This is a genomic window from Pseudomonas sp. Pdm06, assembly GCF_014851795.1.
Lineage (GTDB): Bacteria > Pseudomonadota > Gammaproteobacteria > Pseudomonadales > Pseudomonadaceae > Aquipseudomonas > Aquipseudomonas fluorescens_AA.
This window is the reverse complement of the sequence record NZ_JACVAH010000009.1, coordinates 273746-281996: the sequence shown is the minus strand read 5'-3', so window position 1 is coordinate 281996 and position 8251 is coordinate 273746. Positions and strand designations below refer to the sequence as shown.

Annotated in this window: 8 protein-coding genes; 5 read left to right on the top strand and 3 right to left on the bottom strand. The window is 62.2% G+C overall.

The window, feature by feature from the left end:
• A partial coding sequence (locus IB266_RS30735; RefSeq protein ID WP_225613559.1) for a hypothetical protein occupies nucleotides 1-197 on the top strand: 197 nt, incomplete at its 5' end.
• Between the two features lie 127 nt (nucleotides 198-324).
• Here IB266_RS30735 and IB266_RS17000 read toward each other — a convergent pair.
• Nucleotides 325-975, bottom strand: coding sequence for an HAD family hydrolase (locus IB266_RS17000; protein ID WP_060739818.1), 651 nt, complete (start codon nucleotides 973-975; stop codon nucleotides 325-327).
• A gap of 80 nt (nucleotides 976-1055) precedes the next feature.
• Nucleotides 1056-1601 (bottom strand): gamma carbonic anhydrase family protein, encoded by a 546-nt coding sequence (locus IB266_RS16995; RefSeq protein WP_060739819.1) that lies wholly within the window; start codon nucleotides 1599-1601, stop codon nucleotides 1056-1058.
• Between the two features lie 99 nt (nucleotides 1602-1700).
• Here IB266_RS16995 and prlC point away from each other — a divergent pair, with 99 nt between their 5' ends.
• From prlC to IB266_RS16980, 3 genes are all read left to right on the top strand, one after another.
• Complete coding sequence (prlC, locus tag IB266_RS16990; RefSeq protein WP_103308934.1) at nucleotides 1701-3752, top strand: oligopeptidase A; 2052 nt, start codon at nucleotides 1701-1703, stop codon at nucleotides 3750-3752.
• Nucleotides 3749-4027, top strand: coding sequence for a YheV family putative zinc ribbon protein (locus IB266_RS16985; RefSeq protein WP_047230061.1), 279 nt, complete (start codon nucleotides 3749-3751; stop codon nucleotides 4025-4027). The genes prlC and IB266_RS16985 overlap by 4 nt, the downstream gene beginning before the upstream one ends.
• Before the next feature lie 116 nt (nucleotides 4028-4143).
• Complete coding sequence (locus tag IB266_RS16980) at nucleotides 4144-6195, top strand: M3 family metallopeptidase (RefSeq protein ID WP_192261858.1); 2052 nt, start codon at nucleotides 4144-4146, stop codon at nucleotides 6193-6195.
• Here IB266_RS16980 and IB266_RS16975 read toward each other — a convergent pair.
• On the bottom strand, nucleotides 6137-6817 hold the full coding sequence (locus IB266_RS16975) for a tyrosine-protein phosphatase (RefSeq protein ID WP_192261857.1): 681 nt from the start codon (nucleotides 6815-6817) through the stop codon (nucleotides 6137-6139). The two genes, IB266_RS16980 and IB266_RS16975, sit on opposite strands and share 59 nt — an antisense overlap.
• A 182-nt stretch (nucleotides 6818-6999) precedes the next feature.
• On the opposite strand from IB266_RS16975, the gene IB266_RS16970 reads away from it, so the two are divergent.
• Nucleotides 7000-8058, top strand: a complete 1059-nt coding sequence (locus IB266_RS16970) for a PA0069 family radical SAM protein (protein WP_192261856.1) — start codon at nucleotides 7000-7002, stop codon at nucleotides 8056-8058.
• The last annotated feature ends 193 nt before the right edge of the window (nucleotides 8059-8251 follow it).

Sequence of the window (8251 nt, the reverse complement as noted above, 5' to 3'; positions counted from 1 at the left end):
CCTGGGCATGGCTTGCTCACTCAACAGCAGTAGCTGGAATGCCTGGGCATGGCTTGCTCACTCAACAGCAGCATCTGGAATGCCTGGGCATGGCTTGCTCACTCAACAGCAGTAGCTGGAATGCCTGGGCATGGCTTGCTCACTCAGCAGCAGTAGCTGGAATGCCTGGGCATGGCTTGCTCACTCAACAGCAGTAGCTGGAATGCCTGGGCATGGCTTGCTCACTCAACAGCAGCATCTGGAATGCCTGGGCATGGCTTGCTCACTCAACAGCAGTAGCTGGAATGCCTGTGGGAGCAAGGCTTGCCCGCGATGGCAATATAACTAACGCCGCAAAAACGCCTGATGCAACGCTTCCACCGTCTGGAAGTGATACGCCGGGCGCTCGGTGCTGAGTTCTTCGTGGCTGCCAAACCCATACCCAACCGCTGCCGCATCCAGGCCATTGCTGTGGGCGCCGATCAGGTCGTGTTTGCGGTCGCCGATCATCAGGGTGCTGGCCGGGTCGAGGCCTTCTTCGGCCAGCAGGTGGGCGATCAGCTCGACCTTGTTGGTACGGGTGCCGTCCAGTTCGCTGCCGTAGATCACCTTGAAATGCCGGGCGAAGTCGAAGTGGCGGGCGATTTCCCGGGCGAAGACCCAGGGTTTGGAGGTGGCGATGTACAACTGGCGTCCTTGGCCGCCCAAGGTTTCCAGCAGCGGCATCACGCCGTCGAAGACGCGGTTTTCGTACAGCCCGGTGACCTTGAACCGCTCACGATAGAAATTCACCGCCTCCCAGGCCTTCGCTTCGTCGAAGTCATAGAACTGCATGAAGGCCTGCAACAGCGGCGGGCCGATGAAGTGCTCGAGGCGGGTCAGGTCGGGTTCGTCGATGCCCAGCTTGCTCAAGGCGAACTGGATCGAACGGGTAATCCCTTCCCGGGGGTCGGTGAGGGTGCCGTCGAGGTCGAAGAGTACGGTTTGGTAATGCATGGCAGTTCCTGGGGAATATCACTGACAAGCGGGAGCAAGCTCCCTCGCCACGATGAATGAGGGGATGGCAGGCGACCCCTTCAGGCCTGGTCGTAACCTTCGGCCAGATGCAGGTCCTTGAGCTTCACGTAGTTCGCCGCGCTGTAAGTGAAAAACGCACGTTCCTTGTCTGTCAGCGGCCGGACCTGTTTCACCGGGCTGCCCACGTACAAAAAACCGCTTTCCAGGCGCTTGCCCGGCGGTACCAGGCTGCCGGCGCCGATGATCACGTCATCTTCCACCACCGCGCCGTCCATGACGATGCTGCCCATGCCGATCAGGATCCGGCTGCCCACCGAACAACCATGGAGCATGACCTTGTGGGCGATGGTCACGTCGTCGCCGATCAGCAACGGGAAGCCATCCGGATTGAAGGGCCCGGCGTGGGTGATGTGCAGCACACAACCATCCTGGACGCTGGTACGCGCACCGATACGGATGCGGTGCATGTCGCCGCGAATGACCGTCAGCGGCCAGACGGAGCTGTCTTCGCCGATTTCGACGTCGCCGATCACCACCGCGGTGCTGTCGACAAAAGCGCCACGGGCTAGCCGCGGGCTGTGGTTCTGGTACGTGCGAAGGGTCACGATAGGCTCTCTCTTATCCGGTGATAGGCGCTGCTAGCTGCGGTGAACGCCGATTGTAATTAAGATGGGCCAATGTTTCTTCCAGCCAAGGTGTCGACCGTGAGCGTGAACAACCCTCTTTTGCAGCCCTATGACCTGCCGCCATTCTCGGCGATCCGTGCCGAGCACGTGCAACCGGCCATCGAGCAGATCCTGGCTGATAACCGTGCGGCCATTGCCGAAATCCTCAAGACCCAAGTCCAGCAGCCTACCTGGGCCGGCCTGGTTTTGGCGATGGACGAGCTCAATGATCGCCTGGGCGCCGCCTGGAGCCCGGTCAGTCATTTGAACGCCGTGCGCAACAGCCCGGAACTGCGCGAAGCCTACGAGGCCTGCCTGCCAGCGCTGAGTGCCTACTCCACCGAACTGGGCCAGAACCGCGAACTGTTCCAGGCCTTCGAAGCCCTGGCGAACAGCCCGGAAGCCGCCGGCTTCGACGTGGCGCAGAAAACCATCCTCGAACATTCCCTGCGCGATTTCCGCCTGTCGGGTATCGACCTGCCGCCCGAGCAGCAGAAGCGCTACGCCGAGGTGCAGAGCAAACTGTCCGAGCTGGGCAGCCGCTTCTCCAACCAACTGCTGGACGCGACCCAGGCCTGGACCAAGCACGTCACTGACGAAACCGCCCTCGCCGGCCTGACCGATTCGGCCAAGGCACAAATGGCCGCGGCCGCCCAGGCCAAGGAGCTGGACGGCTGGCTGATCAACCTGGAATTCCCCAGCTACTACGCGGTGATGACCTACGCCGAAGACCGCGCCCTGCGTGAAGAAGTCTACGCCGCCTACTGCACCCGCGCCTCGGACCAGGGCCCGAACGCCGGCCAGAACGACAACGGCCCGGTGATGGAACAGATCCTCGACCTGCGCCAGGAACTGGCCCAATTGCTCGGTTTCGCCAACTTCGCCGAGTTGAGCCTGGCGACCAAGATGGCCGAGTCCAGCGATCAGGTCCTCAGTTTCCTGCGTGATCTGGCCAAGCGCAGCAAGCCGTTCGCGGCCCAGGACCTGGAACAGCTCAAGGCCTATGCCGCCGAACAAGGCTGCCCCGACCTGCAAAGCTGGGACAGCGGTTTCTACGGTGAAAAACTGCGCCAGCAGCGTTACAGCGTGGCCCAGGAAGCCCTGCGCGCCTATTTCCCGATCGACAAGGTCCTCAGCGGCCTGTTCGCCATCGTCCAGCGTCTCTACGGCATCGAGATCGCCGAACTGAAAGGCTTCGACAGCTGGCACCCAGACGTGCGCCTGTTCGAAATCAAGGAGAACGGCCAACACGTCGGCCGCTTCTTCTTCGACCTCTATGCCCGCGCCAACAAGCGTGGCGGCGCCTGGATGGACGGTGCCCGCGACCGTCGTCGCACCTTCGAAGGCGTCCTGCAAAGCCCCGTCGCGAACCTAGTGTGCAACTTCACCCCGGCCGACAGCGGCAAGCCGGCGCTGCTGACCCACGATGAAGTCACCACCCTGTTCCACGAGTTCGGCCATGGCCTGCACCACCTGCTGACCCGCGTCGAACACGCTGGCGTGTCCGGCATCAACGGCGTGGCCTGGGATGCGGTGGAACTGCCGAGCCAGTTCATGGAGAACTGGTGCTGGGAACCCGAAGGCCTGGCGCTGATTTCCGGCCACTACGAAACCGGCGAACCACTGCCCCAGGACCTGCTGGAAAAAATGCTCGCGGCGAAAAACTTCCAGTCCGGCCTGATGATGGTCCGTCAGCTGGAGTTCTCGCTGTTCGACTTCGAGCTGCACGCCACCCACGGCGACGGCCGTAGCGTGCTGCAAGTGCTCGAAGGCGTGCGCGACGAGGTGTCGGTCATGCGCCCACCGGCCTACAACCGCTTCCCCAACAGCTTCGCCCACATCTTCGCCGGCGGGTACGCGGCGGGCTATTACAGCTACAAGTGGGCGGAAGTGCTGTCGGCCGATGCCTTCTCCAAGTTCGAAGAGGACGGCGTGCTCAACGCCGACACCGGGCGTGCCTTCCGTGAGGCGATCCTTGCACGTGGCGGCTCCCAGGAACCGATGGTGCTGTTCGTCGACTTCCGTGGCCGTGAGCCATCGATTGACGCACTCTTGCGCCATAGCGGCCTGAGTGAGGACGCGGCAGCATGAGTGAGGGGCCTGTGATTACCAAACGACGCTTCATCGCCGGGGCGGTCTGCCCGGCGTGCAGTGAACCGGACAAGTTGATGATGTGGAACGAAGACGGCGTGCCGCACCGCGAATGCGTGGCCTGCGGTTATTCCGACACGCTCAACGAGCAAGGCCTGTCCGTGCCCAAGGAATTGGGCACCCGTGTGAACACCTCGGCGCTCAAGGTGCCGGACGCCAAGGTCCAGGCGGTGCAGTTTTTCCCCAACCCCAAGTTGAAGAAAAAAACCGACTGACATCTGCGGCATTACCTTCCGGGCCGCCCGGCCCGGAAGCGATACATATTTACCGCCGGACCCGGGTCCTTCCTTTACAGACTGTCCAGCCAGTACAGACTGACCGGAAGGTTCCCATGCTCGACGCTGACAATCCGCTGTTGCAGGCCTATGACCTGCCCCCGTTTGCCCACATCCAGGCCCGACATTTCTCCCCGGCCCTGGACTGGATCCTGGTGGAAAGTCGTGCCCAAGTGGCCGATATCATCAAGACCCAGACCCCCTTTCCCACCTGGGATGACCTTGTGCTGGCCATGGACGAAATCCATGCACGCCTGGAGAGTTTCGGCTACCTGCTGCATCTGCTGACCACGACCAGGCCAGGGGCGGCCTGGGCGCAGGCTTCCCTGGAATGCACTGAGCGGCTGCATGACTTCCAGGTTGAACTCAAACAACACCCCACGCTGTTCACGCTTTACCAGCGCCTGGCAGACAGCCAGATCGCCGAGCATTTCGCCCCGGCTCGCAAACGGGTCCTGAAGAAAATCCTCGGCCAGTTTCACCAGAACAGGTCGGCAGAGCACCTGTCGGCCGACCTGAATCTGTTGAAGTTGCGCATCAACGAGCTCCAGGGGTTGTTCCTGGAAAACCTGCACATGGCCAATCAGGCCTGGAGCAAAGCGTTTGACGATGAAGCCCTGCTGAGCGGCCTGCCGTCGCGCTTCAAACAACAGATGGCCCAGCGCGCACGCGACGCCGGGCGCACGGGATGGTTACTGACACTCAGCGAGGAATCGTTTGGCGTCGTCACTCAATACGCCGACAACCGCGCCTTACGTCAGCAGATGTACGAGGCCTACAGCACACGCGCATCGGATCAGGGCCCCCAGGCGGGCCATTTCGACAACAGCGACATCCTCAGGCAGTTGTTGGAAGACCGTCATCGGTACGCCACCGTCCTGGGCTATGGGGATTTCGCTCAAATGGCGATCGAGAACGAGCAAGCCGTGTCGACCGAAGAAGTCCTGGCGTTCCTGCGGGCCCAACTCAAACGACAGCACGGCGCTTTCGACCGGGACGCGCGCCAGCTCAAGGCCTTTGCCACGCAACAGGGTTTCAACGAACTCCAGCCGTGGGACTACCCCTACCTGGCGAATCAACTTCGCCAGCAGGCAGCGGGCCTTTCCAAGGAAGCGCTGAGCGTCTGGTTCCCCTTGGAATCCACCTTCGCCCAGCTACTGCTGATGGCGACGGAGCTGTTCGGGGTGAGCTTCGCCGAGCGACATGACGTGGCGACCTGGCACCCGGAGGTGCGCCTTTTCGAAGTCAGCGAATGGGGAGCGGTCATTGGCTACCTCTATTTCGATCCGTTTTCGGATGCAAGCCGGGACGGTTACCCCCATACCACAACCCTGCGAAGCCGCCGCATCACCGCCGAGGGACGCCCGCGACACCCCATTGCGACGCTGCATGGCTGGCTACCGCGCAGCGTAGGGGCGGACCCGGTCCTGCTCGATCATCTGCAACTGCGGATTCTTTTCCATGAGTTCGGTCATTGCCTGCAGCATGTCCTGACCCGTGCCGAGTACCGTGACCTGTCGGGCGTCTCTGGCCTGTCCCGCGACACCGCCGAGTTTGCCGGGGTGTTGTTCGAGCAATGGTGCTTCTCCAGGCAATGCCTGGTGCGTGTCTCAAGGCACTATCAAACCGGGACGACGATGCCTGACAAGGTCGCCGGCCAACTGCTGACCTTTGCCACCACCCAGGCCAGTTGGGAAACCGCCGTCCTGTTGCGCAACGCGTTATTCGATATGGAGCTGCACCGCACCCACGGCGACGGGCGGACCGTCCAGCAGGTGTTCGATCAAGCCAGTGCGCAGGTGGGGCATTTGCCGGTGTCCGCGAACGAGCGCTGGCCCAATGGCCTGGATTATCTGGTGACCGGCTATGGCGCGCGGATCTACGCCTATGCCTGGTCGAAGGCACTGGCCACCAAAGTGTTCCAGCGATTCCAGCGTGACGGGCTGTTCAACCCGGCAACAGGCCGGGCACTGCGCGAAACCATTTTTGCCCCGGGCGACTTGCGACCGTTGTACGAATCCATCGCCGCCTTTACCGGCCCCCGGCCGATCAATGCTGCGGCAGCGCCATCTGGGGGTCGAGGTGCTGCGCCGGCGTCGTTGAATTGACCCAGCTTTCCAAGGAGCAAAGGGCAAAGACGCTGGTGCTGCAATCGCCGTTCGCCAGCGCCGTGCGGAGTTTGTCGATGTCGGCCTGCATCATGTAGCGCACCCCGTCCTTGAAGTGATGACTGTCACCGAAGCCACCTTCGGTCATTTCATTCAAGGCGTCTTCTTTGCTCCAGCCCTGGACCACCACCCGGTACATGGCGGCCACCAGCCCGGTGCGGTCCGAGCCGTGCTTGCAATGCATCAGCACCGGCCCCTTGGCTTCGGCCGCCTGGACGGCGCGCAAGGCCCTGAGTATGTCGCTGTCATCGACGTGATTGGTGCGATAGGGCAACTGCACTTGCTCGATGCCGGGGGTGGACAGCCAGCGCTTGTCCGACTCCGGCAGGAAGGTGATGACCGTGCCGATCCTGAGCTTCGTCAGCAAGGACACCGCCCCGCCGTCCGGCAGGGAACTGCGGTAGAGCGTGGGGGACATCTGGTAGAGGTTGTAGTCCTTTTCCACCGGCTGCGCCCATTCAGCGGGCCTCGCCTCAGGGGAATCGGCCGCTTGGGCGGGCGCCTCGACCAACCCGGTGAGCAAGGCCAGGCAGAGCAACGAACGGGAGCAGAACTTGAGCATGCATGGACGACCGAAAATGAAGAAATACGAGAGGCTCAGTCTCGTCTCGCTGCGGTTAAAAGCCTGTGAGGAGAACGTCAAAGCGTTGTGAACGCCGATCCGGTATTTGAGCTGCTGAATGGCACTGGCCTTAATCGAACACAGCGAATACTGTATGCACATACAGCTTTCGGAGTACTCCCATGCCAGCCCCCCTTCCGCCGCGCGGCCGCGGCACCGCGACCAACCCGCACAACCGCTTCGCCCCGAGTCGCTCGGTGGCCGAAGATGACGGCTGGTATCAGGAAGTCCCGCAGACCCAGGGCACCGAAGTGCGCTTCGAAACGGCGAAGACCATCATTACCCGCAACACCTCGTCCGATATCCCGTTCGACCGCTCGATCAACCCGTACCGAGGCTGCGAGCACGGCTGCATCTACTGCTATGCACGCCCCAGCCATGCCTATTGGGACCTGTCGCCGGGGCTGGATTTCGAAACGAAGCTGATCGCCAAGACCAATGCCGCCGATGTGCTGGAAGAGCAATTGTCCCGGCGCGGCTATCAATGCGCACCGATCGCGCTGGGGTCCAACACCGATCCTTATCAGCCTATCGAGCGCGAACAACGGATAACCCGCCGGATTCTCGAGGTGCTGCTGCGTTATCGGCATCCGGTGACCATCGTCACCAAGGGTTCGCTGATCCTGCGCGACCTGGACCTGCTGACCGAACTGGCGCAACAACGCCTGGTGCACGTGATGATCAGCCTCACCACCTTGGACGATGAACTCAAGCGCATTCTCGAACCCCGGGCGGCGGCGCCCAAGGCGCGGCTGCGGGCGATCAAGGTCATGCGCGAGGCGGGGATTGCCGTGGGGGTGCTGTGCGCACCGATGATCCCGATGATCAACGACAGCGAGATCGAGAGCCTGCTGGCCGAAGCCCACGCCGCCGGCGCGCAGAATGCCGCCTACGTCATGCTGCGCCTGCCGCTGGAAGTCGCGCCGCTGTTCGAGCAGTGGTTGCAGGCGCATTACCCGCAACGCGCCGCCCACGTACTGAGCCTGGTGCGCCAGAGCCGCGGTGGCGAACTGTATGACAGCCGCTTCGGTGTGCGGATGCGCGGCGAAGGCCCGTTCGCCGACCTGCTGGCCCAGCGATTTGCCAAGGCACTCAAGCGCCTGGGGCTGGAGCGCCGCGACGGCTACAATCTTGACTGCGATGCCTTCTGTCCGCCGGGCCGACAGATGTCGTTGATTTGATTAAAGTTGCCCCTGGAACGGCTACTGGACATGATCTGCGCCAGCGTTTCGCCACCCCTGGAATCATTGTCCTAGAGCCTTCGATTTCAGTTTGAGTTAAGTTTCGGCCGCTACCTTGTTCAGCGAGTGACTGACAGGTCGGGGATTACGACCTGGACGTATTTTAACCAGCCACTGGCGTCATACCGTCAAA